At 71.6% G+C, this 24,606-nt stretch carries 20 protein-coding genes; 14 read left to right on the plus strand and 6 right to left on the minus strand.

The features are described from left to right. Positions 1-47 precede the first annotated feature (47 nt). Together ACIO6U_RS33905 and ACIO6U_RS33910 are read right to left on the minus strand one after the other, a co-directional pair. A complete protein-coding gene (locus ACIO6U_RS33905) occupies positions 48-1,577 on the minus strand; it encodes an ATP-binding protein (RefSeq protein ID WP_401725045.1) in 1,530 nt (509 codons plus the stop codon). Between the two features lie 203 nt (positions 1,578-1,780). Beyond that, positions 1,781-2,458 carry a response regulator gene (locus ACIO6U_RS33910; protein ID WP_188279231.1) on the minus strand — a complete coding sequence of 226 codons (678 nt, stop codon included), beginning with the start codon at positions 2,456-2,458 and terminating at the stop codon, positions 1,781-1,783. A gap of 284 nt (positions 2,459-2,742) precedes the next feature. Between ACIO6U_RS33910 and ACIO6U_RS33915 the strand changes: the two genes are divergently transcribed. Continuing rightward, the gene (locus ACIO6U_RS33915; RefSeq protein ID WP_391163304.1) at positions 2,743-3,570 is read left to right on the plus strand and encodes a SigE family RNA polymerase sigma factor; all 828 of its coding nucleotides are present in this window, start codon (positions 2,743-2,745) and stop codon (positions 3,568-3,570) included. A 210-nt stretch (positions 3,571-3,780) separates the two neighbouring features. On the opposite strand, the gene ACIO6U_RS33920 is transcribed toward ACIO6U_RS33915, so the two are convergent. After that, positions 3,781-4,425 carry an ATP-binding protein gene (locus tag ACIO6U_RS33920; protein WP_401724998.1) on the minus strand — a complete coding sequence of 215 codons (645 nt, stop codon included), beginning with the start codon at positions 4,423-4,425 and terminating at the stop codon, positions 3,781-3,783. A gap of 115 nt (positions 4,426-4,540) precedes the next feature. Here ACIO6U_RS33920 and ACIO6U_RS33925 point away from each other — a divergent pair, with 115 nt between their 5' ends. Continuing rightward, positions 4,541-4,921 carry a hypothetical protein gene (locus ACIO6U_RS33925; protein WP_355336906.1) on the plus strand — a complete coding sequence of 127 codons (381 nt, stop codon included), beginning with the start codon at positions 4,541-4,543 and terminating at the stop codon, positions 4,919-4,921. Positions 4,922-5,097: 176 nt separating this feature from the next. Here ACIO6U_RS33925 and ACIO6U_RS33930 read toward each other — a convergent pair whose 3' ends face one another. The 3 genes from ACIO6U_RS33930 to deoC are packed head-to-tail and all read right to left on the minus strand — an operon-like array spanning position 5,098 to position 8,436. Next, positions 5,098-5,973, minus strand: a complete 876-nt coding sequence (locus ACIO6U_RS33930) for an aldehyde dehydrogenase family protein (protein ID WP_391123310.1) — start codon at positions 5,971-5,973, stop codon at positions 5,098-5,100. Beyond that, a complete protein-coding gene (locus tag ACIO6U_RS33935) occupies positions 5,966-7,486 on the minus strand; it encodes an aldehyde dehydrogenase family protein (protein ID WP_355336908.1) in 1,521 nt (506 codons plus the stop codon). Before ACIO6U_RS33935 ends, ACIO6U_RS33930 begins: the two co-directional genes overlap by 8 nt. Before the next feature lie 5 nt (positions 7,487-7,491). After that, on the minus strand, positions 7,492-8,436 hold the full coding sequence (gene deoC / locus ACIO6U_RS33940) for a deoxyribose-phosphate aldolase (RefSeq protein WP_401725003.1): 945 nt from the start codon (positions 8,434-8,436) through the stop codon (positions 7,492-7,494). A 601-nt stretch (positions 8,437-9,037) separates the two neighbouring features. Here deoC and ACIO6U_RS33945 point away from each other — a divergent pair. From ACIO6U_RS33945 to ACIO6U_RS34000, 12 genes are all read left to right on the plus strand, one after another. After that, positions 9,038-9,733 carry a PH domain-containing protein gene (locus ACIO6U_RS33945; protein ID WP_355336910.1) on the plus strand — a complete coding sequence of 232 codons (696 nt, stop codon included), beginning with the start codon at positions 9,038-9,040 and terminating at the stop codon, positions 9,731-9,733. A gap of 249 nt (positions 9,734-9,982) precedes the next feature. Further along, on the plus strand, positions 9,983-10,369 hold the full coding sequence (locus tag ACIO6U_RS33950) for a hypothetical protein (protein WP_355336911.1): 387 nt from the start codon (positions 9,983-9,985) through the stop codon (positions 10,367-10,369). Between the two features lie 259 nt (positions 10,370-10,628). Next, entirely contained in the window at positions 10,629-11,657 is a 1,029-nt protein-coding gene (gene pstC, locus ACIO6U_RS33955) for a phosphate ABC transporter permease subunit PstC (protein ID WP_355337214.1), read from the plus strand. A 145-nt stretch (positions 11,658-11,802) separates the two neighbouring features. Continuing rightward, positions 11,803-13,146, plus strand: coding sequence for a phosphate ABC transporter permease PstA (gene pstA / locus ACIO6U_RS33960; RefSeq protein WP_401725007.1), 1,344 nt, complete (start codon positions 11,803-11,805; stop codon positions 13,144-13,146). After that, complete coding sequence (locus tag ACIO6U_RS33965) at positions 13,143-14,906, plus strand: phosphate ABC transporter substrate-binding protein PstS (protein ID WP_401725010.1); 1,764 nt, start codon at positions 13,143-13,145, stop codon at positions 14,904-14,906. The genes pstA and ACIO6U_RS33965 overlap by 4 nt, the downstream gene beginning before the upstream one ends. Next, a complete protein-coding gene (locus ACIO6U_RS33970) occupies positions 14,893-17,346 on the plus strand; it encodes a hypothetical protein (RefSeq protein WP_401725013.1) in 2,454 nt (817 codons plus the stop codon). Before ACIO6U_RS33965 ends, ACIO6U_RS33970 begins: the two co-directional genes overlap by 14 nt. A 218-nt stretch (positions 17,347-17,564) precedes the next feature. Beyond that, positions 17,565-18,674, plus strand: coding sequence for a hypothetical protein (locus ACIO6U_RS33975; protein WP_355336915.1), 1,110 nt, complete (start codon positions 17,565-17,567; stop codon positions 18,672-18,674). Positions 18,675-18,807: 133 nt separating this feature from the next. Next, positions 18,808-19,929 carry a hypothetical protein gene (locus ACIO6U_RS33980; protein WP_401725016.1) on the plus strand — a complete coding sequence of 374 codons (1,122 nt, stop codon included), beginning with the start codon at positions 18,808-18,810 and terminating at the stop codon, positions 19,927-19,929. A 196-nt stretch (positions 19,930-20,125) separates the two neighbouring features. Then, the gene (locus ACIO6U_RS33985) at positions 20,126-21,565 is read left to right on the plus strand and encodes a hypothetical protein (RefSeq protein WP_401725019.1); all 1,440 of its coding nucleotides are present in this window, start codon (positions 20,126-20,128) and stop codon (positions 21,563-21,565) included. A gap of 225 nt (positions 21,566-21,790) precedes the next feature. Continuing rightward, positions 21,791-22,717 (plus strand): class E sortase, encoded by a 927-nt coding sequence (locus ACIO6U_RS33990; RefSeq protein ID WP_355336918.1) that lies wholly within the window; start codon positions 21,791-21,793, stop codon positions 22,715-22,717. A 140-nt stretch (positions 22,718-22,857) separates the two neighbouring features. Beyond that, entirely contained in the window at positions 22,858-23,727 is an 870-nt protein-coding gene (locus ACIO6U_RS33995) for a phosphate ABC transporter ATP-binding protein (protein WP_401725022.1), read from the plus strand. Positions 23,728-23,740: 13 nt separating this feature from the next. Beyond that, positions 23,741-24,577 (plus strand): hypothetical protein, encoded by an 837-nt coding sequence (locus ACIO6U_RS34000; RefSeq protein ID WP_401725024.1) that lies wholly within the window; start codon positions 23,741-23,743, stop codon positions 24,575-24,577. Positions 24,578-24,606 lie beyond the last annotated feature (29 nt).

The raw sequence follows: 24,606 nt of genomic DNA on the forward strand, positions 1-24,606 counted from the left end.
TCTCGTCGGGCGGTGTCTCGTCGGGCGGTATTTCGTCGGGCGGTGTCTCATCGCGCGTCACCGCCGGGCCCCTGCGACGTGCCCGTGGTGCCCGAGCCGTTCGCGCCCCCGTCGCCGTCCGCGTCGTCCTCGTCCTCGTCGGTGCGCGGCCTGACCGGCAGCCGCAGCGTGAAGACCGCGCCGCCGTCCGGGGAGTTGGCCGCCGTGATGTCGCCGCCGTGGATGTGCGCGTTCTCCATCGCGATCGACAGGCCGAGACCGCTGCCTTCGGAGCGGGCGCGCGAGGCGTCGGCCTTGTAGAAGCGGTCGAAGACATGCGGGAGTACGTCCTCGGGGATGCCGGGGCCGTGGTCGGAGACCGCGATGACGACGTCGCCGTCCGCGCCCCCCTCCCTGCGCAGGCTGACCCGGACCGGGGAACCGCCGTGCTTGAGCGCGTTCCCGATCAGATTCGCCATGATCACATCCAGCCGTCGCGGGTCCAGGGTGGCCAGCAGGCCGCGCGGCGCGTCCAGTTCGACCGAGTCGACCCACGCCCTGGCGTCCATGCAGGCCATCACCATGTCCGCGACGTCGACCTCGTCGACCCGCAGCTTCGCGGTGCCCGCGTCGAAGCGGGTGACCTCCATCAACGTCTCCACCAACTCGTTCAGCCGCCGCGTCTCGCTGACCACCAGCCGTACCGCCGGGGCGATCATCGGGTCCAGCGCCTCCGCCTCGTCCTCCAGCACATCGGTGACCGCCGTGATGGCCGTCAGCGGGGTGCGCAACTCGTGCGACATGTCGGCCACGAAGCGGCGGCTGGCCGCCTCCCGCGCGCTCAACTCCTCGACGCGGCTCTCCAACGCCTCGGCCGCGCTGTTGAACGTCCGTGACATCTCGGCGAGTTCGTCGGTGCCCGACACCTTCAGCCGGGTGTCCAGATGGCCTTCGCCGAGCCGCTGCGCCGCCTCACCGAGCCGCCGCACCGGACGCAGGACGGTCGAGCCCGCCGCCTGGGCGAGCAGCGCGGCGCCCACCAGAGCGAGCAGGGTCGCGATCCCCAGCGACCAGGCGAGGGAGTTGAGGTCCTTGCGCTCCGCGTCCAGCGACTTGAGCATGTAGCCGGTCGCGCCGTCGTCGTTGATCCGCGCGCCCGCTACCAGATACGGGCGGCCCTGCAACGAGATCCGCATCCACCGCAGGTGGTAGCGGTTGTGGTCCTTGGCGTCCGGGGTGTTGACCGCCCGCTGCAACTGCGCGGGCACGTCGTCCAGCGTGAACACGTCCCGGTTGGAGGGCGCGGCGCACGGCGCGTTGTCCCGCGTCGTGTCGATCAGCACCACCTGGTACGTGTCGGGTCCGCCGATCCGGCCCGCCGCGGTGTTCAGCGACTCGCAGGTCGGCGAGACCGGCAGCGAGGCCGCGTTGCGCTGCAAGGAGTCACGGAAGTCGTTCAGCGCGCTGTTCTGCGCGCGGGTCAGCACCGCGTCGCGGTTGAGCCAGTACGCGATGCCGGAGACGGAGACGGCGGCCGTGAGCGCGACGGCCGCGAAGACCGCGACCAGCCGCAGCCGCAGACTCGTCCAACGCACCATGCCGGGCGACCAGTTCCAGCCCCGGTCGCGTTCCTGGCCGGTGGCGGAGCCGGTGCCGGTGCCGGTGCCGGTGCCGTCGGAACCGCCGTCGTCCGAAGGGCCGTTGTCGGTCGGGCCGCTCTCAGAGGGGTCGTCGTGCCGGTCCTGCCGGTCGTGCCGTTCCTGCCCGCCGTGCCCGCCGTTCCCGTCGCCGAACCGCGATGTCACTGGGGCGTGTCCAGGCGGTATCCCACGCCTCTGACCGTACGGATCAGGGTCGGTGACGACGGCACGTCCTCGATCTTGGCGCGCAGCCGCTGCACACACGCGTCGACGAGACGCGAGTCACCGAGGTAGTCGTGCTCCCACACCAGACGCAGCAACTGCTGCCGGGACAGCGCCTGTCCCGGCCTGCGGCTCAGTTCGAGCAGCAGGCGCAGCTCGGTCGGCGTGAGCTGAAGGTCCTCGCCGTCCTTCGTCACCGTCATGGCACTGCGGTCGATGACGATCGCGCCGAAGGCCGCGGAGTCGGTGCTGTCCCGCTCGCCGCGCCGCAGCACCGCCCGGATGCGGGCGTCGAGCACCCGCGGCTGCACCGGCTTGATCACGTAGTCGTCGGCCCCGGACTCCAGCCCCACCACCACGTCGATGTCGTCGCTGCGCGCGGTGAGCAGGATGATCGGGAGCTGGTCGGTACGGCGGATGCGCCGGCACACCTCGAACCCGTCGATCCCCGGCAGCATCACGTCCAGCACGATCAGGTCGGGGCGCTGCTCCTTGAGCAGCTTCAGGCCGTCCTCGCCCGTCGCAGCGGCCACCACGCGGTGACCCTGACGGGACAGGCCGAGTTCGAGGCCCGTACGGATGGCGTCGTCATCCTCGATAAGCAACAGGAAAGGCACGCCGGTCATTGTTGCCTAACGACGGCGTCCGCATGAAGTGCGGGGACCTTCCGCCCTGACATGACCCTGTCCGCGTGACCTGCTCGTGACCTGCTGACCGGCGGTGCCGCACCCGGGCCGACCGGCCGGTCACGCGGCGCGCGGCCTCTGTGACGGGCCTGTGACACTCGGCGGACAGCGTCATGAAACTGGCCCGGCAGTCTGTTGTCACATCGGAAGAGCGCACGCCGTACCGGATGCGACGCCGAAGACCACGCATCAGGTTCCAACGACGGGGGCGGGACATGAACACACTGCACATCACCACCGACACCGCGGTTCATGCGACGCACACGCACTCGGCGCACTCCACGGGGACCTGCGCCGTCCGCACCACGGAGAAGTCCGGCGCCGCGAACGGACGGGGGTACGTCCGCGGCGCCGTACGCGGCACCTCGTACCCGACGAGCGCCCGGCACCGCCCGCCGTTCATGGCAGCGGTCGACAGCGGCGCCGAGCACCAGGCGAAGCCCGTACCGTCCGCGACCACCGCCGACCAGCCGTCCGGCACCTTCGACGGCGCCGCCGCCCGCACCCCGGCGCGGGCCGAGGCCGAAGCGGCCTTCACCGCCTACGTCCAGGAGCGCCGCGCGTCGCTCTACGCGACCGCGTACCACCTCACCGGGGACCGCTTCGCGGCCGAGGACCTGCTCCAGAGCGCCCTGTTCTCCACCTACCGGGCCTGGGACCGGATCAGCGACAAGGCGGCCGTCGGCGGCTACCTGCGGCGCACCATGACCAATCTGCACATCAGCGCCTGGCGGCGGCGCAAGCTCAGCGAGTACCCGACGGAGGAGCTGCCCGAGACGGTCGGCGACACCGACGAGATGGGCGGCACCGAACTGCGCGCCGTCCTGTGGCAGGCGCTCGCCCGGCTGCCCGAGCAGCAGCGCACCATGCTCGTGCTCCGCTACTACGAGGGCCGCACCGACCCCGAGATCGCCGACATCCTCGGGATCAGCGTCGGCACCGTCAAGAGCAGCATCTGGCGCTCCCTGCGCCGCATGCGCGACGACGAGGCCCTGAGCTTCGGCCGCGACGAGGAGGACGCCTTCGGCGAACTGGTCGCCTGAGGGCCGTCCGAGGCCCGGCTCAAGGCCAAGGATTTCCACACGCCGGTACGGGGGCCGGTCGGGGGGACACGGGGGAGCAGGGGGGAAACGGGGGGGTACCGGGGGGGTACGGGGGAGCAGGGTCGGACGGCCAGGGGAATGCCGTCCGGCCCTGTCGTACGTCCGCTGCCGTACAGCTCTACAGCTTTGCGGCTTTATAGCTCTACGGCGTTACGCCTCGGCCGGGACGCGGGGCAGCGGGGGCGCGGGGGTGACGGCCGCGGCGATACGTTCCAGCGCCTCGTCACGGCCGCAGGGGTGGCAGCCGAGAGCGGTCTGACGGGCCACGATCGCGCGTTCCGCGCGCATGAGGTTCCAGCCCCTGCGGACCAGGAACGGCACCGACTTCCGCGCCTCGCGCAGATCCCGTACGAAACGCCGGCGCGCCGTCGTCGTCGGGCGTCCGCGCAGGCACAGCGCGTCCGCGAGCAGCCCCAGCTCCCGGCAGCGCTCGGCGATCTCGGCGGCGAAGATGCCTTCGGCGACGAAGACGGGCGCCCCGCCGAGGTCGAGGCGGGTACGGCCGGTGACCGAACTCGTCGCGATGTCGTAGACCGGGGTGTCGGCGGCGCCGTCCGCGCAGAGCGCGGCCACGGCCGCGAGCGCCGCGTCCGCGTTCCACGAACCCGGGGCGTCCCAGTCGGTGCCCGCGCCGCTGGGCAGGGCGGGCAGCGTCGGGTCGTCGCACGCCTTGTAGAAGTCGTCGAGGGCCAGCACCGGCAGTCCGGCACGGGTGGCGAGGGACGATTTGCCGGACCCCGAGGGGCCGGTCAGCAGGATCACACGGGAGCGAAGCGACACCGGGGATGAACTCACGGAGAACAATTGTCCCGTATCCCCGGCCGGGGGACGACCCGCCGTAGGACAACTACCCTGCGCGGTCATTGCGTTACGCTGCGCCAGGAAGACTCCCGTCGACAGGAACCGGTCCATGCCCTCGCTCCGTACCGCCCTCGCCCTGACCCTCACCGCCGCCGCGGCCGCCGTCGTCGTACCGGCCGGTGTCGCCGCCGCCGATCCCCTCGCGGCGGCCCAGAGCGCCACCGACGCCCTCCCGACGTCCGACGTCACCTCCGCGCTCCCCACCCAGTACGTCACCGGCGCACTCGGCGCGGGCGTCGCCCCCGTCCGCGACCTCACGATCGATCCGTTGAGCAACACTGGTGTCGACCCGCTCGACAACGCCGTCGGCTCCCAGGTCGCCGATTTCCACCCCGTCTCCACCTCCGCCGTGACCGCTCCGATCACCAACGGGGGCTCCCTCGGCACGCTTCCCCTGGTGGGACCTGTCACGGGACTCCTCCCGCACTGAGCGGTTCCTTTGCCGGGGACGGCAGGCCGGTTTTTTCAGGGGCGCGGGGAACTGCGCTGCCCGCCCCCACCGGCCGGTGGTCCGGAGACCACCGATCTGCCCCGCCGGGGCGGGTGGTGACGTGCACGCACGTCGTGGCTTGTCGCGCAGTTCCTCGCGCCCCTGCGGGGGAGCCGTCAGGCGCCGATGGGGTGCCAGACGGTTTTGGTCTCGAGCCACGCGGTGAGGCGGGAGAGACCGGGGTCCGTCCCCCAGTCCTCCGGCGCCGGACGGCGCACCCGCTTCAAGTTGTCGGCCGCGCCCCGCTCCAACTCGGCGGCGAGGTCCGCGTCGGCGCCGGTGAGGTCGAGGCCGTTGACGTCCTGGTGGGCGGCGAGGGGCGCGGCGATCTCGGAGGTGCGGCCGGAGAGGATGTTGACGACGCCGCCCGGCACGTCGGAGGTGGCGAGGACTTCGCCGAGGGAGAGCGCGGGCAGCGGCGAGCGCTCGGAGGCGACGACCACGGCGGTGTTGCCGGTGGCGATCACCGGGGCGAGGACCGAGACGAGGCCGAGGAAGGACGAGTCCTGGGGAGCCAGGACGGCGACCACACCGGTCGGCTCGGGCGTCGAGAGGTTGAAGTAAGGACCGGCCACCTGGTTGGCGCCCCCTACCACCTGGGCGATCTTGTCGGTCCAGCCCGCGTACCAGACCCAGCGGTCGACGGCGGCGTCGACGGCGGCCCCGGCCTTCGTCTTGGAGAGCCCCTCGGCCTCCGCGACCTCGCGGACGAACTGCTCGCGCCTCCCCTCCAGCATCTCCGCGACCCGGTACAGCACCTGCCCGCGGTTGTACGCGGTCGCGCCCGACCAGCCGGACACGGCCTTGCGGGCGGCGACCACCGCGTCCCGCGCGTCCTTGCGGGACGCTTGCGGCGCGTTGGCCAGCCAGGCGCCGCCCTTGGAGTCCGTCACCTCGTACACCCGACCGCTCTCACTGCGGGGGAACTTGCCCCCGACGTACAGCTTGTAGGTCTTGAACACGCTCAGCCGAGCGTCGCGGACGTCAGACATCGAGGTACCCCTCCAGGCCGTGCCGACCGCCCTCGCGGCCGTAACCGGACTCCTTGTAGCCGCCGAAGGGGGAGGCCGGATCGAACTTGTTGAACGTGTTCGCCCACACCACACCGGCCCGGAGCTTGTTCGCCATCGACAGGATGCGCGAGCCCTTCTCGGTCCAGATGCCCGCGGACAGGCCGTACGGGGTGTTGTTGGCCTTCTCGACCGCCTCGGCCGGGGTGCGGAAGGTCAGCACCGACAGGACCGGGCCGAAGATCTCCTCGCGGGCGATGCGGTGCGCCTGGGTGACGCCGGTGAACAGCGTCGGCGCGAACCAGTAACCGGCGTCGGGCAGTTCGCACGCCGGGGCCCAGCGCTCGGCGCCCTCCTCCTCACCGGCCTGCGCCAGCGCGGTGATCCGGGCCAACTGCTCGGCCGAGTTGATCGCGCCGATGTCGGTGTTCTTGTCCAGCGGGTCGCCGACCCGCAGCGTCGCCATCCGCCGCTTGAGCGCGTCGAGCACCTCGTCCTGCACCGACTCCTGAACCAGCAGCCGGGAGCCCGCGCAGCAGACATGGCCCTGGTTGAAGAAGATGCCGTTGACGATGCCCTCGACGGCCTGGTCGACCGGGGCGTCGTCGAAGACGATGTTCGCCGCCTTGCCGCCCAACTCCAGCGTGACCTTCTTGTCCGTGCCCGCGACCGTACGGGCGATGGCCTTGCCGACCCCGGTGGAGCCGGTGAAGGCGACCTTGTCCACGCCCTCGTGCGCGACCAGGGCCGCGCCCGCGTCCCCGTACCCCGTCAGGATGTTGACGACACCGCGCGGGAGGCCCGCCTGGCGGCAGACGTCGGCGAAGAACAGCGCGGACAGCGGGGTGGTCTCGGCGGGCTTGAGCACCACCGTGTTGCCCGCGGCCAGCGCCGGGGCGATCTTCCAGGCCAGCATCAGCAGCGGGAAGTTCCACGGGATGACCTGGCCGGCCACGCCGAGCGGGCGCGGGTCGGGGCCGTAGCCCGCGTACGCCAGCTTGTCGGCCCAGCCCGCGTAGTAGAAGAAGTGCGCGGCGACCAGCGGGAGGTCGACGTCGCGGGTCTCGCGGATCGGCTTGCCGTTGTCCAGCGACTCCAGCACCGCCAGTTCGCGGGAGCGCTCCTGGATGATGCGGGCGATCCTGAAGAGGTACTTGCCGCGCTCGGCGCCCGGCAGCGCGGACCACTTCTCGAACGCCTTGCGGGCCGCCTTCACCGCGCGGTCCACGTCCGCCTCGCCCGCGCGCGCGACCTCGGCGAGGACTTCCTCGCTGGACGGCGAGACGGACTTGAAGACGGTGCCGTCGGCGGCGGCGGTGAACTCGCCGTCGATGAACAGGCCGTAGGAAGGCGCGATGTCGACGACGGACCGCGACTCGGGCGCGGGCGCGTACGCGAATTTCTGGCCGGGTCGCTGGCCGGGATTCCGGCCGGGCCGCACGCCGGGCTGGCCGGTGCTCTGGCCGGTGCTCTGGTCGGTGCTCTGGTCGGTCATGGTTTTCAGTCCACCGTCACGTAATCGGGACCGGAGTACCGGCCGGTGCTGAGCTTTTGACGCTGCATCAGCAGATCGTTGAGCAGGCTGGAGGCGCCGAAGCGGAACCAGTCGGGGGACAGCCAGTCGTCGCCGAGCGTCTCGTTGACCATCACCAGGTACTTCACGGCGTCCTTGGAGGTCCTGATGCCGCCCGCGGGCTTCACTCCGACCTGTACGCCGACGGCCGCGCGGAAGTCGCGGACCGCTTCCAGCATGAGCAGGGTGTTCGCGGGGGTCGCGTTGACCGCGACCTTGCCGGTCGAGGTCTTGATGAAGTCCGCGCCCGCCAGCATCGCCAGCCAGGAGCAGCGGCGGATGTTGTCGTACGTCGCCAGCTCGCCGTTCTCGAAGATCACCTTCAGGTGGGCGGCGCTCTCGCCGTCGGGGCGGGCGCACGCCTCCTTGACGGCGCGGATCTCCTCGAAGACGTCCATGTAGCGGCCGGACAGGAACGCGCCGCGGTCGATCACCATGTCGATCTCGTCCGCGCCGGCCGCGACCGCGTCGGCGGTGTCGGCCAGCTTCACGTCGCGCGCGACCCGGCCGGCCGGGAAGGCCGTCGCCACCGAGGCGACGTGCACGCCGGAGTCGCCCAGGGCCTTTTTGGCCGTCGCCACCATGTCGGGGTACACGCAGATCGCCGCGACCTTCGGGGTCGTGCGGTCGGTCGGATCGGGACGCACGCCCTTCGCGCACAGCGCCCGGACCTTGCCGTGCGTGTCCGCGCCCTCCAGCGTCGTCAGGTCGATCATCGAGATCGCCAGGTCGATGGCGTACGCCTTCGCCGTCGTCTTGATCGACCGTGTGCCGAGCGACGCCGCCCGCCCTTCCAGGCCCACCGCGTCCACCCCCGGCAGTCCGTGCAGGAAGCGGCGCAGGGCGCTGTCCGAAGCGGTCACATCCGACATTGTCGCCGTACGGCGCGCGGCATCGGGATCATAGGCGGGGACTACCGGCGTAGGCGGCGGCGAAGACATGGTCACCACCTCAGCATATCTACGCGCGTAGCAACCCGCCACCCCCCTCCGGGCGAGGGTTCCCCCACCCTCGACGGCCCCCGATCTCCCGGGGCTCCCCTCTGAACGCTTCTCGCCTTGGGCGGCGGGCCGATCTTTTTGGGGGGCGCGGGAACTGCGCGGTCAGCCATGGCGCTCCGCGCAGGTCGCGACCGGCCCCGGCGGGGCAGCACGGTTGTTTCCCGGCCAACGGCCGGTGGTGGGTTGCTCGCGCGGTTCCTCGCGCCCCTGGCGGGGCGGGCCCCCTTTCGCCCGGGCGGCGGGCCGATCGTTTGAGGGGCGCGGGGAACTGCGCGGCCAGCCATGGCGCTTCGCGCAGGTCGCCACCGGCCCCGGCTGGGCAGTCCGGTTGTTTTCCGGTCACCGGCCGGTGGTGGGTTGCTCGCGCAGTTCCCCGCGCGCCTGGCGGGAAGTGCGGGTTTGGGGGAAAGATGCGGGAACGCAACAGGGCGGGGGGCGAGGGCGGCGGCTCGGTGGGGCAGAATCGGGGATTATGACGAGCCACCACAACCGCCCGGCCGCGCAGGCCACCACGCCCGACCCGGCAGGCGGGACACCGCAGTACCCCGACCGGGTCTACCGCTCGGTGGCCGGACTGTGCGCCGGTGTGCTGCTGCTGGTGCTCGCGCTGTGGCTGGGCGGCGACGCCGTGGTGCACGGCAAGGGACACGCGCCGTGGCTGGCGCTGGCCTCACTGCTGCTGGCGATCCCGCTGATCGTGGCGTTCACCTTGCGGCCCGCCGTCTACGCCGGTGAGCAGCGGCTCAAGGTCCGCAACCCGTTCAGGACGATCTCGGTGGCGTGGGCCGGCGTCGAGTCGCTGCGCGCGTCGTTCTCGAACGAGCTGTTCGCGGGCGGCAAGAAGTACCAGATCTGGGCGATCCCGGTCTCGCTGCGCGCGCGCAAGCGCGCGACCAAGCAGCAGATGCGCGCCAAGGCGGCGGGCGACGACCCCTTCGGCGCGCCCCCGCGCCGCAAGCCGCGCCCCGGCCTCCCGGTCGACGACGACGGCGCCTACCGTTCGCCCTCCGACCAGGCCATCCACGAGCTGCGCGAGCTCAAGGAGCGGCACGGCGCCGACGACGGCTCCGAGCCCCCGAAGCCCGAGATCCGCTGGGCCTACGAGGTCATCGCCCCGGCCGTCGCCGGCTTCGTCGTCCTCGTCGTCCTCCTCGCCATCGGCGGCTGACCCTCCCCCCGAGGCCCCCTGAGCTCTGCGAAGGCCGCCGCGCCGCCCTGCGCGCCCTGCGAACGTCACCCCTAGCGACCGTCCGTGAACAAGGGGCAACTTCGCGGTGAAGGATGCCGTGGGCAACCTGTGAGACAACCCTCAATTATCTGAGGCCACATACATTGCCCGTGCCGCACGATCTACCGCGCGTGCGGCCTTCCTCGACGTGGGGCGACAAAGAGGTCATCAGGGGTGGGGTTGCGGCAGATGGCAGGAGAGATCGGTGGGGCCAGTGTGGTGGGGACACGGTGTCAGATCGACATCGACGAGAACGGGTGGCACTCGTGGCGACTGACGGCGAACAACGGTCGGGTGATCGCTCTCGGGGCGAACGCGTATCCGGACGACGCCGCGTGCAGGGCGTCCTTCGAGGGGCTGTGCGAGAGCGCGGAGGGACTGGCGGGCGGAGTACAGCACGCCGCCGAGTCCAATGGATGGATCTGGCGGTTACGGGACAGTGAGGGTCGTGTGCAGGCCGTGTCGGCGCGGGCGTACGAGCGCCACTCGACGTGCCAGGCCGCGTACGACCGGTTCCGTCTGACACTGCTCGGGCTCGGCGCCGCCGAATCCGTGCCCTGGGACGACGCGAGCTGACCGAAGAACCTCAACGGCCACGTTCCGTGCCGCGCCGACGCGCGGCGGGACGTGGCCGCCGTGTTTCCCCGCCCGCCCGCCCGCCCGGCCCCCGCGCCCCGCGTCCGCCCCGCGCCCCGCCCCGCCCGCCGCCCCCGACCCGTACGGCTGTACGGCCCACGTGATTCCGTACGGAAACCGAAGTTGCCCCTACGGGTGCTGTCGTTCACATCGGCTTGCGAATGCGGCCATCGCGGACCATGAGCGTCAATGCGTGACGATGCGAACACTGGCGAGAACCGGCGAGCCGGACCAGGGTGACGGGCCCGGAGCCGACAGCGCCCGGCGGCTGCACGCCGACTCGGGGCTGCCCGACCGGGTGTTCAGGGCAGTGGCGCGCGGCGGCGGCAGCCTGGTGCTCGTCGTGATGCTGCTGGTCGGCGGATTCCTGCTGTACCGGGCGTGGCAGGCGCTGCGCAAGGTGGGCGTTCCGGCGTTCCTGACCACCGCCGAATGGGACCCGGACGCCGGGCACTTCGGCATCGCGGCGGTCATCATCGGCACGGTGCTGATCGCGGCGGTCGCGATCGTCATCGCGGTGCCGATGGCGATCGGCACGGCGCTGTACATCTCGGAGTACGCCCCCGCCAGGCTGCGCCGCACGCTGGTCAGCACCGTGGACCTGATGGCCGCCGTGCCGTCGGTGGTCTACGGCCTGTGGGGGCTGTTCTTCCTCCAGGGCAAGGTGATCGGCCTGGCCCGCTGGCTGTCGACGTACTTCGGCTGGATCCCGCTCTTCCACGTGGACGGCGCCGACCCGCACGACCCGCTCGCCACCGCGACCGTCTACACCGCGTCCACCTTCGTCGCCGGAATCGTCGTGGCCATGATGGTCACCCCGATCATCTGCTCGATCATCCGCGAGGTGTTCTCGCAGGCCCCGGTGGGGGAGCGGGAGGGCGCGTACGCGCTGGGCGCGACCCGCTGGGGCATGATCCGCTCGGTCGTCCTGCCGTACGGCATGGGCGGCATGATCGGCGGCACCATGCTCGGCCTGGGCCGCGCGCTCGGCGAGACCATCGGCGTCTACCTGGTCATCTCGCCGATCTTCGTCATCCAGCCGCACATCCTCCAGAGCGGCACCAGCTCCGTCTCGTCGCTGATCGCGCTGCGGTACGGCGAGGCCAGCCCGCTGGGCATGTCCGCGCTGATGGCCGCGGGTCTGGCCCTCTTCCTCATGACGCTGGTGGTCAACTTCGCCGCTTCGTCGATCGTCGCCCGCAGCCGGTCCGGCGCCACCGCCGAGTAGCCGCCGAGCAGCCGACAGCCAAGCCGCCCAGTAGCCGAGCCGCCGAGCCGCCGCCCCACCGTCAGCCCGCAGCCGTCAGCCCGCATCCGTCAGCCGCACGCACGCCGTAGGCCGAGCGATCGGCGGAACCAGGAGACCCCCTCGTATGACCACGGACGCACCGGACTCCGTCACCACGGCGCCGGAATCCGCCGGGACCGCCACCGTCCCGGCGCACCCGGCCCCGGCGCACCCGGCCACGAAGGCCCCCGGCACCGGCACCGTCATCCCCGGCCCGCCCCCCGCGGCAGCGGAACGCCGGCGCTCCACCTCCACCGTCCGCCAGACCGACCTGCTCGGACTGCTCGGCTCGGCAGCCGCCTCCCTCTCCCTCACCTGGCTGTTCTTCGCCAGGATCGCCCCCTTCAGCGGGGCCCTCGGCTTCGTCGTCTTCTGGTACGCGCTGTTCATCGCGCTGTACGCGCTGCTGGTCTCCTTCGACGAGGACGGCCCGGTGGTGCGGGACAAGATCGCCTCCGCCGTGGTCCACAGCATCGCGGTGCTGCTGCTGGTCGCGCTGCTGTTCGTCGTCGTCTACACGCTGTGGTCCGGCCGCAGGGCGATACCGCACCTGAACTTCTTCACCCGGGACATGTCCGTCACCGGGCCGCTCGACCCGCTGAGCGCGGGCGGCATCAAGCACGCCGTGGTCGGCACGCTGATCGAGATCGGCATCGCCCTGGTCCTCACCGTCCCGGCGGGACTGCTGTGCGCGGTGTTCCTCAACGAGGTGCCCGGACGCTACGCGCGTTTCGTCCGTACGGTCGTCGAGGCGATGACCGCGCTGCCGTCGATCGTGGCCGGTCTGTTCATCTACGCCACCGTGATCCTCGCGCTGAACGTCCCCAAGTCGGGCTTCGCGGCGTCGCTGGCCATCTCCGTGATGATGCTGCCGATCATCATCCGCGCCTCCGACGTGGTGATCCGCCTGGTGCCCGGCACCCTGCGCGAGGCGTCGTACGCGCTGGGGTCGCCGCGCTGGCGGACCGTATGGCATGTGGTGCTGCCCACCGCCCGGTCGGGGCTGACCACCGCGGTCATCCTCGGCACCGCCCGCGGCATCGGCGAGACCTCTCCCGTCCTGCTGACGGCGGGCTTCGGCGCGAGCACCAACTACGACCCCTCGCAGAACCCGATGGTGTCGCTGCCGCTCGCGACCTTCGAGTTCGTGAAGTCCCCCCAACCCACCATGATCGCGCGCGGGTTCGGCGCGGCGTCGGTGCTGCTGGTGCTCGTCCTGGTGCTTTTCGCCCTCGCCCGGGTCCTCGGCGGGCGCGACGCGGGCCAGTTGAGCAGGCGCGGCACCCACCGCAGGGTCGTCGCCTCCCGCCGGGACACACGCCGCTTCACCGAGCGCGCCGCGGCGCGCGACGGCTACTCGTCGGCGTCGGCCGCCCCGGCCTTCCGCACGACAACAATCCAACCTGCACAGGGAGTTGACGGATCGTGAAGAGGATCGGCTGGACGGGCCTCAGGGCGGTGAGGGCGGCGAGGGCGGCAGCGGGGGCGATGGCCGCGCTGCTGGTCTCGCTGCTGTTCCTCGGCCAGGCACCGCCGGCCAAGGCCGACTCGTACGCGAGGATCAGCGGCGCCGGCTCGACCTGGAGCCAGAACGCCGTCGACCAGTGGCGGGCGAGCGTCAAGAAGTACGGGATGACCGTCGACTACACGGGCAGCGGCTCGTCCGACGGCCGCCAGCAGTTCACCAACGGCACCGTCGACTTCGCGGTGTCCGAAATCCCTTACGGCATGACCGAGTTCGGGGTGCGCGAACCTCCGCCCAAGCGCGGTTACGCGTACATGCCGATCGTCGCGGGCGGCACGGCCTTCATGTACAACCTGAAGATCGGCGGCAAGCGGGTCACCAATCTGCGGCTGAGCGGCGGCACGGTCGCCAAGATCTTCACCGGCCGGATCACCAACTGGTCCGACCGGCAGATCGCCGCCGACAACCCCGGCCTCACCCTCCCGCCCCGCAAGATCATCCCGGTGGTGCGCTCCGACGGCTCGGGCACCACCGCCCAGTTCACGCTGTGGATGTCCAAGCAGCAGGGCGCGGTGTGGAACGACTACTGCAAGCGCGCCAACAAGCCCACCCCGTGCGGCCTGACGTCGTACTACCCGGTGATCCCCGGCTCCGGCTTCATCGCCCAGTCCGGCTCGCTCGGCGTGTCCGGCTACACCCGGCAGAACTACGCCGAGGGCGCCATCACCTACGTCGAGTACTCCTACGCGGTCACCACCGGCTTCCCGGTCGCCAAGGTGCTCAACGCCAAGGGCTACTACACCGAGCCCACCGCCTCCAACGTCGCCGTGGCGCTGACCCAGGCGCAGATCAACCAGGACGAGAACTCCTCGCAGTATCTGACGCAGATCCTCGACAAGGTCTACGCGTACCAGGACGCGCGGACGTATCCGCTGTCCAGCTACAGCTACATGATCCTGCCGACCTCGCTGGACTCGCCGCTGACCGAGGACAAGGGCAGAACGCTCGGCGCGTTCGGCTACTACTTCCTGTGCCAAGGCCAGTCGCAGGCACAGCCGTTGGGCTTCTCGCCGCTGCCGAAGAACCTCGTGCAGGCCGGATTCGACCAGCTCAAACGCGTCCCCGGTGTGCAGGCCCAGACCATCAATCTGGCGGGCTGCCACAATCCGACCTTCTCCAGCGACGGCACCAACACCCTGGCCAAGAACGCGCCGTTCCCCAAGGCGTGCGACCGGCAGGGCACGCAGCAGTGCTCCGACGGCACGGGCGGCGCGTCCAGGCAGCCCACCTCGGTCAAGCCGCAGGCCAACGCCGCCTCCGGCGGCGGCTCCAACGGCGGCAACTCCGGTGGGAGCAAGGGCGGTTCCGGCGGTACGGGCGGCGGCTCGTCCGGCACCACGGCGGGCGCGAGCGGCGGTACGGGCACCACGTCCGGCGGCACCACGGCCGGTACGAGCGGCGCCGCCACCGGCGGTACGACCGCCACGGGCGGCACCGGCCAGAGCGTCGACCCCGACACCGGACTGCCCGCGGGCGACTCCGGCGGCACCGGCGGCAACCAGGACATCGTCGCCTCCAGCGTCGGCGTCGGCAACGAGACCTTCTGGGGCATGCGGACCTGGCTCATGGGGCTCTCCGCCCTGGCGCTGCTGCTGGTCGTCCTCGCCCCGCCCACCCTCGCCAGGCGGCTGACCAGGAACGGGAGGCGTGATGGCCGCGCGTAACCACCCCGGAGCCGCCCGAGGCCGCGTCCTGTCGGTCCGCCTCGGCGCGCTCCTCACCTCGCTGCTCGCCGCCGTCGGCCTGACCCTGCTGCCGCCGTCGGCGGGCGGCGGACAGGCCCACGCGGACACCGGCACGGACACCGGCTCCGCCGTCACCAAGCCCGGCACCAAGGGTCCCTACGACGACTTCTCGCACCTGAGGGTGACGGTCGAGCAGACGAGGAATCTGCGGACGCAGGGACTGAAGGTCTCATGGGCGGGCGGGGTGAAGAGCTCGCCCAACAACGCGGGCAACTACCTCCAGCTCATGCAGTGCTGGGGTGACGCGGCGACCGGCCCGACCCCGGAGCAGTGCGAGTACGGGAACCCGCCGCCGAACACGGGCGTGCTCAACGTCGGGCGGAGCGTGGGCAATCTGGACCCGCTGGAGCCGGCGCAGCACACCGTGCCCTTCACCACGGTGAAGGGCGCCAGCTCGACCGACGTCAACCAGTTCTTCACGCAGTACGCGACCAATGAGCAGGACCTCGCCACGACCGGCGTCGACGGCAGCGGCCAGACGATCTTCCAGGCGGAGGACGCGGACACCTCGCCGATCCTGGGGTGCGGCACGGTGGCGAGGACCGGTCAGGCGCCCGAGCCGTGCTGGCTCGTGGTCGTGCCCCGCGGCACCCACGAACCCGACGGCTCCGAAGCGCCGCCGCCCAACGGACTGATCAGCTCCCCGCTGTCCGCGGGGAACTGGGCCCAACGCATCGTGTTCCGCCTCGACTTCGCCCCGACCGACTCGCCCTGCCCGATCGGCCAGGACGAACAGCCCACCATCGGCTCCGAGATGATCTTCGAGGCGATGAGCTCCTGGGCGCCGACCCTGTGCACCTCGCAGAAGGTCACCTACGGATACGTTCCGCAGCTCGAGGACTTCTCCCGTACGCAGGTCAGCAGCCCCGGCACGGGCTCGGCCGGACTCGCCTTCATCGAGAACCCGGTGCTGCCCCAGCCGGACGTGGCACCGGTCGTCCACGCGCCGGTCGCGGTCTCCGGGCTCGTCATCGGCTACAGCGTCCAGGTGGCCGGATCGTCCCAACAGGTGCCCCGGATACGGCTGAACGCGCGGCTCGTGGCGAAGATGCTCACCGAGTCCTACCAGTGCGACCTGCCGGGCAACGACTTCCCGCGCGGCAGACTTCCGGCGAAGAACCCGTTCGGTATCGAGCGCGACCCCGAATTCGCGCGGCTCAACGCCGGTGTGCCCTACCCCGTGGGCAGTTCCTGCGGATTCGGTATCGGGGTCCCGCAGGGCGCGAGCGATTCGGCGGGGCAGCTGTGGAAATGGCTGCTCTCCGACCCCGACGCGCGCAGCTTCCTTTCCGGAAAACCCGACCCGTGGGGCACGGTCATCAATCCGTATTTCCTGGAGCTGGCACCGGTCAGCACCCCGCCGTCCGGCTTCGACAAGCCGGACCCGACGGTGTGGGCGCCCGACAGCCGCTTCCCCGACATCCGGCTGACGGCCGTCGGCGTGAACCCGTACGGCAGCGGTCTGAGCGACGACGCCAGGACGGTCCGCAAGGCCAACAACGGCGGCATCACCGGCTTCAACCCCACGTCCACGCCCCCGGCGCTGACGAAGGCCGAGACGCAGCCCGCGGGTTCGAACTTCATCATGGGCCTGACGGACGCGGCCAGCGCCGCCCGCTACCGGCTCGGCACCGCCGAACTCCTCAACGCCGACGGCCAGTTCGTCGCCCCGACGGTCGACTCGATGACCAGGGCGGTGAACGGGATGAAGGCGGCCAAGGCCCCGGGCGTCCTGGACGCGGACCCCTCCGCGAAGACACCGGGCGCCTACCCGCTCACCACCGTCACCTACGCCGCCGCCTCCACCTCGCTGGACGCCGCCGACCGCAAGACCTACGCCGCGCTGATCCGGTACGCGGCGGGCTCCGGCCAGCGACAGGGCATCGGCTTCGGCCTGCTGCCGCTCGGCTACGCACCCCTGACCGCCACCCTGCGCGAACAGGCCCTCACGGCCGCGTCCGCGCTGATCGCCGGTGTGCCCCCGGCCACGGGACCGGGTGACACGTCCTCCAACGGCGGTTCCGGCTCCGGCCCCGGCGGTACGGGAACGACCGGCGGCGGTACGGGCGGCGACGCCGGCCACGGGGCGACCGGCGGGGGACCGGGTCCGGGCGGCGCACCGCCCGCGTCCCCGTCGTCGTCGGCCCCCGCGGCCGGTACGACCAAGGGCTCCACCGGCGGACCCGCCGCCTCGCCCCCCGTCAGCAACGTCGCCCAGACCGGCGGCACCACCCCCCAGGCGATTCTCGGCGCCGTCCGCTGGGTGCTGCTGATCGTCCTCATCGCGGGCATCGCGGGCTCCCTGGCCGGGCCCCTGCTGATGCGCGCGGGCGTCGTCCGCGGCAGGAAACCGGTGTGACGGGTACTTGGGCGCCCCTTGGAAGGAAAATAAAAGAGAATTTGGAATACCCGTTGTTCACTTTTGCGGGGCGGTAATTTTGGTTGCCACTTCTTGGGGGGATCGGCAGGATCATTCATGGCCGGACCGACAGGTCAGGTCTTTTGGGGGGAATTATTAATTCTCCTTGCGTGTCACACGTCTGGAAATTCCATCCGCATCGACTCGGAGGAAATACAGTGAACGTGAAATTCGCCAAGCGGGCGGCGATCGTGGTCGGTACCGCGACCCTCGGTGTCACCATCGTGGCCGGTACGGCTCAGGCCGACCCGGCGGCCGGTGTCCACCGCACGCTCGTCGCGGTCGGCTCCGACACCACGCAGGACGTGCTCAACGGCCTCGGCAACAAGATCGCCGACCCGAACCCGACCGGTTCCTCGGACGGCAACCTGATCGCGTCCTACGACGCCACCGGTTCCTCCACGATCTCGACGCGGGACACCACCTGTGCGTCGGTCACCCGCCCCGACGGCTCGGGCGCCGGTGTCAACGCGCTGCGCGCCGACATCGCGGCCGGCAGCCACTGCATCGACTTCGCCCGGTCCTCCTCCACCCCCAACGCCACGGGCCAGTTCACCTTCATCCCGTTCGCCGTGGACGCGGTGACGGCGGCGACGGCGACCACCACCAACCTGCCCGCCAACTTCACCTACCTGGCCGGCGGTTCCTCCCTGACGAACGCCCAGAAGGCCACGTCCGACCTGACCCGGGTCTACAACTGCCTGGACACGGCGGGCAACCCGCTGCCGGCCGGCACGTACCCGACCATCGGCGGCGTCACCGTCCACCCGCTGGTGCCGCAGGCCGGTTCCGGCACCCGCAAGTTCTGGGCCTCGACGCTGGGCTTCAACGCCACCACCCTGCCGTCCTGCGTCAAGGACACCGCCGCGAACGGCGCCGCCGTCCAGGAGCACAACGGCAGCGCCCTCCAGGGCCCGAACGACCTCATGCCGTTCTCGATCGCGCAGCACATCGCGCAGGGCCGCTCCCTGCCGGGCGTGACCGACCGTCGCAACGGCGCGGTGCTCAAGACCGTCAACTCCACCGCGCCGCTGAACGCGAGCGGGAACCTCAACACCGCGTTCCCGGTCACGCGTGAGGTCTACAACGTCATCCCGGACAGCCGGGTGACCGGCGAGACGCTCATCAAGAACACCTTCGTCGGCAGCGCCTCCAAGGTGTGCACCGCCAAGTACGACTCCACCACCACGGTGATCAACAAGTACGGCTTCGGCACCGACACCAACTGCGGCAACGCGACCACCCTGGTCAGCCGCGACCTCGTCTGACCCGTCGTCTGACCCGTCACAGCGGCGGACCACCGTCCGCCGGGCCGGGCGTCCCTCGGGGGCGCCCGGCCGCTCCCGGCACCGCGACGCGGTGCCACGTACACACCGGACTCCTTCAGGGGGAGAGAAGACAATGACGAGACGAAGACTGCGCGGCGTTCTGGTCGGCGCGCTCGCACTGGCCATGGGCACGGGCGCGCTGCTCGCGGGGGCGGCCACCGCAGACGCCACCACCGGTACTCCGACGGCGACTTCGGGCACGGTCACCCTCACCGCCCGCGGCACCGGCATCGACGACGACTCGCCGTTCGCGCGGGTGTCGGTCGACAAGGCGTGCCCGGCGAACTACCAGGACGCCCTCACGGTGTCGCTCGTGGTACCGGACGGCCGGGAGTCGCTCCTGGCCTCCCACCTGACCGGCGGTGCCCCGTACGCCAAGGCCCCGGTCACGGCGCAGGTCCCGGAGGCGTCGGGCAACGGCACCATCGTCCGGTCGATCGCCACCGCCTTCGACGTCGCCAGTGTCCCGGTGGCGGACGGCACCTACCCGATCCACGTGACCTGCGCGAACGCCGACCGGGCGAACTTCCCCGAGCACCCGACGTTCACCGGCTTCATCGACGTGACCGGTGACACCTGGCAGGTCTCCGGCCACGCCGCCCCGGTCGCCACCAGCGTCAGGCTCAGCGCCGACCCGGCCCACCACGTCCAGGTCGGCAAGCCCTTCACGCTCACCGCGAAGGTCGCGGGCGGCGTGCCCGGAGCCGTCCAGTTCGAGGCGGACAACGGCGTCACCGTGTACGACACCCCGGTGCCGGTCGTGAACGGCGTGGCCACCTTCCAGCCGCCGGCCAACACCGCGCCGAACGTCCGCAGTTACATCGCGGTCTTCATCCCCGCCGACCAACTCGCCTACGCGCAGGACTACTCGGTCCTCAGCTACTCGTTCGTCAACGCGCCGTCCGTCACGGTGACCGACGCGGACGGCAACGCCCTCGGGGACAGCCCGCAGTTGACCCCCGGACAGCACATCAAGGTCTCCGCGCAGGGCTTCCTGCCGCAGAGCCAGGAGCAGGTGCTGCCGTTCGTGTCCAACGCCCTCGCGCTCTTCGCCCCGGTGGCGACCGACGCGCGGGGCTCGGTCACCGGCTACGACCTGACGGTGCCGAAGCTGATCGCCCGCGGCTCCCACACCCTGACCCTCACCGGTCTGTGCAGCTTCGTCCAGGTCTCCTTCACCTTCACCACGAAGTGACCGCGAAACAGCGCTGACCAGCACAGACGTACCACCGGCCGGGCATCGTCCAGATGCCCGGCTGCCGCCGTGACACGGCGGGAACGGCACCGCCACCGCACGACCTGAGCACCGCATCACCGCAGTACCGGCACCGCCACCGCACGACCCGCACGACTCGTACGACCGACGCATATCCCCGAGGGGACGAGGAGACATGAAACGAAGAATGCACGCGGCGCTGCTGAGCGTGCTCGCACTGGTCCTGGGCACCGGGGCCCTGGTCCTCACCACCGCGGGGACCGCGAACGCGGATCTGGCCGGGAACGTGACGCTGTCGCCCGCCGCCGGCACCGTCGACGACTCCCCGGCCTTCGCGTCGGTCTCGGTCGACCAGGCATGCCCCGCGAACTACCAGGACGCCGTGAGCGTGTACATCGTCCTCGACGGCGCGGAGTCGCTTCTGGCGACCCACTTGACCAACGGCGCCCCGTTCTCGACCGCCCCCATCACCGCGCGGCTCCCGGCCTCGGGGGGCAACGGCACGATCCTCCGGTCGATCAGCTCCGCGTTCGACGCGTCAAGCGTGGAACTCGCCGACGGCACGTATCCGATCGACGTGGTCTGCAAGTCCGCCGACCCGTCCGCCGGGGACCTGCCGACCTTCACCACGTTCATCGAGATCACCGGCTCCGACTGGGCGGTGAAGACGGTCACCCCGCCGACGTCGACCTCCGTCGTTCTCACCGTCGACCCGGCGGGCCGGGCCGTGGCGGACAAGAAGATCACCCTCAAGGCCACCGTAACGCCGGACACCGCCGAAGGCACCGTGACCTTCAAGCAGGGCGCCGTGCCCGTCACCGGCGGGAACATGATTCCGCTGGTCAACGGCGTGGCGACGGCGAGCATTCCAGGGATCGGCAACCCCGGCGTCATCACGCTCTCGGCGCAGTTCACGCCCAGCGACCCGCTCAAGTTCGCCGCCAGCCAGAACGGGGTGTCGTATCCCGTGGTGGCCGAGCCCGACCTGACCGTGCTCGACGACTCCGGGACCGAACTGCACGACACCCCGGCGCTCACCAAGGGCCAGAAGATCAAGGTCACCGCGGAGGGGTTCCTGCCGGGCCCCACGGGCGGGAACGGCGAGAAGATCACCTTCGCGCTGGACGGGTCCCCGGCCGCCGCCGACGCGACCGCCGACAACAGCGGCAAGATCGCCAACTACGCGGTGACCCTGCCCGCCGACCTCGCCGACGGCAGCCACTCCCTGGTGCTGACCGGCGCGACCAGCGGCATCAAGCAGACGTTCGCGTTCACGGCGGGCGCGGGCACCTCGCCGACCGACGAGCCCACGGACACCCCGACCGACGAGCCCACGGACACCCCGACCGACACTCCCACCGACACCGGCGGCGCGGACGGCGGAGGCACGTCGACCGACGGCGGCGCGGCCAACGGCGGTCTGTCCAGCGGCGGTTCGTCGGGGACGTCGGGCGGCTCCGGCGGCGGCAACGGCCCGCTGGCGGCCACCGGAGCCACCGGTGTCGTCCCGCTGAGCGTGCTGGCGTTCCTGATGGTGACCGGTGGCGGCTATGCCGCCTACCGGGTGCGCAGGGACGGCAAGTTGCTCACCTTCGGTCCGACGCCGCGCGACTGACCGTACGCGGTACGCGGTACGCGGTACGCCGGGCGGCGGGCGGCGGGCGGTTCCGACCGTCCGCCGCCCGGCGACCGGCCGTACTGCCGCCGTACGACCGGCCGTTACGACCGACCGCTACGACCGGTCCGTACGACCGCTGTCGGGGCCGCGTACGAGACCGCGGCGCCGACCCCCCCGTCCGAGCACGTCAGCGAAACGCACGCACGCGAAGGAGCGCCACCCGTGGCCGTACTGTCACCGTCCCGCGAGGCCGCCGGGCCGCCGCCGGAACCGGCCGAGCCGCAGAAAGGTCGGGCGGCCGAACAGCCGCCCGCCGCCTGGTTCGTCATCCCGGGCGCGGCACTGACCCTGCTGGCCGCGCTGCTGCTCGGATTCGTCGTCAATCTCACGCTGCTCGGCCACGTCGAGCACGCCCGCGCCCAGCAGACCGGTTACGCCGACCTGCGCGCCCAACTCGCCAAGGGCACGGCCCCGGTGGGCCGTCTGGACGACAAGGGCGAGCCCGTGCCGCTGGGTTCGCCGGTCGCGGTGCTGCACATCAAGGCGATCGGCCTCAAGGAGGTCGTCTTCCAGGGCACGACGTCCGGTGTGCTCAGGTCGGGTCCTGGGCACCGCAGGGACACCCCGCTGCCGGGCCAGCCGGGCACCAGCATCGTGATGGGCCGTCAGTGGGGCTACGGCAGCCCGTTCAACCACATCGACGAGCTGAAGGCCGGGGACCCGATCACCGTCACGACGGGCCAGGGCCAGCAGCGGTACCAGGTGACCGGGGTGCGGCACGCGGGCGACCCGGCGCCCGCGCTGCCCGGCACCGGACAGGGCCGGCTGATCCTGATGACCGCGACCGGCGGCCTCTACACCCCGCACGGTGTGCTGCGGGTGGACGCGGAACTGGTCAGCGACGTCCAGCCGGGCCCGGCGGCGGGCGGCGGCATCTCGGCGGCCGAGCAGCCGCTGGCCGGTGACCCGGCCGCCTGGCTGCCGATCCTGCTGTGGACGCAGGGGCTGCTGCTCGTCGCGGTCGCCGTCACCTGGACCTACCGGCGCTGGGGGCGCTGGCAGACGTGGATCTGCGCGGTCCCGGTGCTCGCCGCCGTCGTGGTCGCCCTGTCCGGTGAGGCCACCCGCCTGCTGCCCAACCTGCTGTGAGACCGGCGTACTTGGGACCGGCGTGCTGGAGGCCGGACCGCCTGGGACCTGACCGCCTGGGACCTGACCGCTTGAGCCGCTTTCGGACCGAGCCCGCCACGAACCGCCCCGACGCATACCCGACGCATATGAGGAACACGATGTCAGCGACTGACGAGACCGTCGTACTGCCGCCCGTCCCCGGCGACCCGCCGACCGGCGGCGGCCCCCGCTCCGATTCCCGTTCCGCCTCCCGTTCCGCGACCCTCGACGCCCGTGAGGTGTCGGCCTGGTTCGGCGACCACAAGGTGCTCGACCGGGTGTCGCTCACCATGCCCGCACAGCGCGTCACCGCGCTGATCGGCCCCTCCGGCTGCGGCAAGTCCACCTTCCTGCGCATCCTCAACCGCATGCACGAACTGATCGGCACCGCCTCGCTCGCCGGGCAGGTCCTGCTCGACGGCGAGGACATCTACGACCGGGGCCGCCGGATCACCCACGCCCGCCGTGAGATCGGCATGGTGTTCCAGAAGCCGAACCCGTTCCCCGCGATGTCGATCTACGACAACGTGCTGGCCGGACTGAAGATGAACGGCGTCAAGGCCGGGCGCGGCGAGCGCGACGACCTGGTCGAGGAGTGCCTGACCAAGGCCGGGCTGTGGAAGGAAGTACGCGACCGGCTGCGGCAGCCCGGCGGCGCGCTCTCCGGCGGCCAGCAGCAACGCCTGTGCATCGCACGGTCGTTGGCGGTACGGCCGCGCGTGCTGCTGATGGACGAGCCGTGCTCCGCGCTCGACCCGACCTCCACGCGGCGCATCGAGCAGACCATCGGCGAGCTGTCCGACGACGTGACCATCGTCATCGTCACCCACAACATGCAGCAGGCCGCCCGTGTCTCGGACTCCTGCGCCTTCTTCCTCGCCGAACAGGGCACGCCCGGCGTGATCGTGGAGCACGGCCCGACCGACGACATGTTCAACCGCCCGCAGGACCCACGCACGTCGGACTACGTCAACGGCCGGTTCGGCTGAGCGGCGGCGCCCCGTGCGACCTCCGCGCAGCCCACAGTGCCGCCCGTACGCACCCGCGCTGCTGACCGCGTCCGTGGCCACCGTGATGGCCGCGGCCCTGACCTCGTGCGCCCACCCGGCGGCGCACACCCCACCGGCCGCCGCGGACCGTACGCGCGTCCCCGTACAGCGGCCGTCCGCGCCCACCGCGCCCGCCGTGCCCAGCGCGCCTACCGTGCCCGACCCGTCCGCCGCGTCACCGGCCGGGGACGCCAACCGGCCGCACCCGTACGCCGATCCGGCCGCGAGCACCCCACCGGCCTTCCCGCCGCCGACCGGGAAGGCCGAGGCCGCGAAGGGCACGAAGGGGGCCGTGGCATCCGCCGCCCCCTCCCGGACGGGCGCGCCGCCGCCCGCCACGACGGCCGCCCGGCCGGGGCCGAACCCGTCCCGCGGCGCACCCGCCGCGCCGAAGAAGGCCGCCGCCGAGCGTCAATACCCGCCCGGCACCACGGTGTTGCGGATCGGCGACTGGTCACGGCCCGTCGTGCGCGGCGACCAGGCCACCATCGACGCGTGCGGGGCGGCCGTGCTGTTCGCGGGACCCGATCCGGCGCTCTCCGACGGCTACGAGATGCGGACCTCCGTCATCGTCGGCCACGACTACTGCGGCTACGACAAGCTCGCCCCGCTGCCGGTCGGCACCCGCGTCACCCTGGACACCCCGAGGGGCACGCTGTCCTTCCACGTCTACGCCACCTACGTCAACCCCGGCAGGGGCGGCCCCGACAACGGCCTCTACTGGGGCGACCTCACCCTCCAGACCTGTGTGGGCCCCGACACCGGCTTCAGCTATCTGACCCGCGACTGAACGGGCCCGACCCGCACGCGATGTGACGC

This window comes from Streptomyces sp. NPDC087422, assembly GCF_044744145.1.
Taxonomy (GTDB): Bacteria; Actinomycetota; Actinomycetes; order Streptomycetales; family Streptomycetaceae; genus Actinacidiphila.

Excerpts from the sequence above, each read along its gene's own strand:
- ACIO6U_RS33935 (WP_355336908.1), bottom strand. The coding sequence starts at position 7,486 with ATGACCGACCAGAGCACCGACCAGAGCACCGGCCAGAGCACCGGCCAG.
- pstC (WP_355337214.1), top strand. The coding sequence starts at position 10,629 with ATGCGAACACTGGCGAGAACCGGCGAGCCGGACCAGGGTGACGGGCCC.
- ACIO6U_RS33945 (WP_355336910.1), top strand. The coding sequence starts at position 9,038 with ATGACGAGCCACCACAACCGCCCGGCCGCGCAGGCCACCACGCCCGAC.
- ACIO6U_RS33950 (WP_355336911.1), top strand. The coding sequence starts at position 9,983 with ATGGCAGGAGAGATCGGTGGGGCCAGTGTGGTGGGGACACGGTGTCAG.
- ACIO6U_RS33925 (WP_355336906.1), top strand. The coding sequence starts at position 4,541 with ATGCCCTCGCTCCGTACCGCCCTCGCCCTGACCCTCACCGCCGCCGCG.
- ACIO6U_RS33980 (WP_401725016.1), top strand. The coding sequence starts at position 18,808 with ATGACGAGACGAAGACTGCGCGGCGTTCTGGTCGGCGCGCTCGCACTG.
- ACIO6U_RS33995 (WP_401725022.1), top strand. The coding sequence starts at position 22,858 with ATGTCAGCGACTGACGAGACCGTCGTACTGCCGCCCGTCCCCGGCGAC.
- deoC (WP_401725003.1), bottom strand. The coding sequence starts at position 8,436 with ATGTCGGATGTGACCGCTTCGGACAGCGCCCTGCGCCGCTTCCTGCAC.
- ACIO6U_RS33985 (WP_401725019.1), top strand. The coding sequence starts at position 20,126 with ATGAAACGAAGAATGCACGCGGCGCTGCTGAGCGTGCTCGCACTGGTC.
- ACIO6U_RS33905 (WP_401725045.1), bottom strand. The coding sequence starts at position 1,577 with ATGGTGCGTTGGACGAGTCTGCGGCTGCGGCTGGTCGCGGTCTTCGCG.
- ACIO6U_RS33970 (WP_401725013.1), top strand. The coding sequence starts at position 14,893 with ATGGCCGCGCGTAACCACCCCGGAGCCGCCCGAGGCCGCGTCCTGTCG.
- ACIO6U_RS33930 (WP_391123310.1), bottom strand. The coding sequence starts at position 5,973 with ATGTCTGACGTCCGCGACGCTCGGCTGAGCGTGTTCAAGACCTACAAG.
- ACIO6U_RS33915 (WP_391163304.1), top strand. The coding sequence starts at position 2,743 with ATGAACACACTGCACATCACCACCGACACCGCGGTTCATGCGACGCAC.
- pstA (WP_401725007.1), top strand. The coding sequence starts at position 11,803 with ATGACCACGGACGCACCGGACTCCGTCACCACGGCGCCGGAATCCGCC.